This is a genomic window from Cellulomonas biazotea, assembly GCF_004306155.1.
Taxonomy (GTDB): domain Bacteria; phylum Actinomycetota; class Actinomycetes; order Actinomycetales; family Cellulomonadaceae; genus Cellulomonas; species Cellulomonas biazotea.
On the sequence record NZ_BIMR01000447.1, the window covers coordinates 1 to 1,803 of the forward strand.

Consider the following 1,803-nt stretch of genomic DNA (forward strand, 5'->3'; position numbering starts at 1 on the left):
GCGGCTCCCCCGGCCTCTTCCGGCCCCTCCGACGGGCCCACCGGCGCCGCGTCGGTGCAGCGACGCGTCGGACTCGGCGCACCGCTCACCGGGCCGCTCGACACCCGGCCGTCCACCCCCCGGCCTGCCCCGCCCTCCCCGCCGCCGTCCACCCCGGACCTCCCGGTCGTCCAGCGGGACGCCTCGGCGACGACCGGCTCGCGCCCCACGACGGCACCGTCCGAGACCGACGTGAACGGGACTGCCTCGACCGGCGGCGACGCCGGGTCTGCCCGCGCGGAGGTCACCGGTGAGGCGTCGCGCGGCGACCGCGCGGGCACGGGCGCAGCGACGTCGTCGACGGACGGTGGCGCGCCGAAGGCAGCGTCGGACAGCGGTGCGCCCGAAGGCGCGTCGGGCGGCGGGACGGGCAGCGCGACGACCGAGGGCGACGCATCCCTGCTCACCGGCGGGCCAGGCGGAACGGCGGGCGCATCCGTCCAGCGCGCCGCGAGCGCCGACCTCGCCGACGCCGTGCCGGTCACCCCGCCCGGGTCGCTCGGGTCGAGCCCGCTCGACCTGCGCGTCGGCGGGCCGACGACCGGCGGTCGCGCCGACCGGCGTGGCGACGTGGACGACCGGGCGCCCGGCTCCGCGGCTCCCTCGGGGCCTGGTGCGGGGTCGGGCGACGGCTCGTCCCGGGGCACACCGTCGTCGTCCGGCGCGGTCGCGGATCCCCCGCCGTCCGCCGTCCAGCGCGCTGCGTCCGGCCGCGCACCCACCGTCCAAGGGGCCTCGTCGGGCAGCGCGGCGTCGGGCAGCGCGGCGTCCGGTGGCGCGGCGTCCGGCAGCGCGACCGATGCCGGGTCGTCCCGTCCCTCCGCCTCGGCGCCGACGCTCGGCTCCTCCACCGGGAGCACGCCCGCCGGGTCCGGGTCGACGGCAGCGGTCGGCGGACCGACGTCGGTGCCGTCCGCCGGTGCGGGCACCGGTGGTCCGACGGCATCGGGTGCTCCCGCGGCAGGCGGAACCGCCGTCCAGCGGACGACGACCACGCCCGGCCACCCGTCCGGTACCGCGCTCCGGGCCGGGTCGGCCGGAGACCTGCCGCTCGCGCAGCGCAGCACGACCACGCCCGGCCGGTCGGTCGGTCGCGCGGGGACAGCGTCGAGCGGGTCCGCGGGCGACACGGGCGCGGACCCGGTCCAGCGGGACGTGGACGGGCACGACCACGGCGGGGCGGACGCGCTGCGGACGACCGGCACGCTGGGCGGCACAGCCCCCACGACCCCGGGCGCCGCCGAACCGACCGGTGCCGGGCCGACCGATCCCGGGCCGACCGGTCCCGGGCCGTCGGACGTCGCGTCGCCCCTCGCGGCCCGCGCCGGTGCCGACCTGCCCGTCGTCGGCCTGCCGGGCGGGCCGGACCTCACGACGCCGTCCGCGCCGATGCCGGTCGTGTCGCGCACGACGTCCTCCCCCGACGCGACGTCGACAGGCGGGTCCGACGACCGGCACGGTGCGTCCGGGGCGGCGGCGACTGGCACGACGACCGACCTCGGCCCGACGTCCGGCACCTCGGGTGCGCGCGCGCACTCGGGCGGGAGCGACGGGCCCTTCGAGCCGCCGGTGGCCGTCGTGCCCGCGACGTGGCACGAGGGGCCGCTGCTCACGGGTCCGCGGCCGACCGTCCCCGTCGCGTCGCCCGTCGCCCCGGTGCTGCTCGCCGGCAGGCCCGCGCGCCGGGCGGTCGCCCTGCAGCGGGCCGCGCTCGACGCCCCGACCGTCACGGTGCCCGGGGCGCCGACGGCCACGGTCTCGACG

At 81.1% G+C, this 1,803-nt stretch carries 1 pseudogene; it reads left to right on the top strand.

What is annotated here, in order from left to right:
* Positions 1-1,194: 1,194 nt before the first annotated feature.
* Positions 1,195-1,803 (top strand): annotated as a pseudogene (locus CBZ_RS20000) (hypothetical protein); the annotation flags it as partial.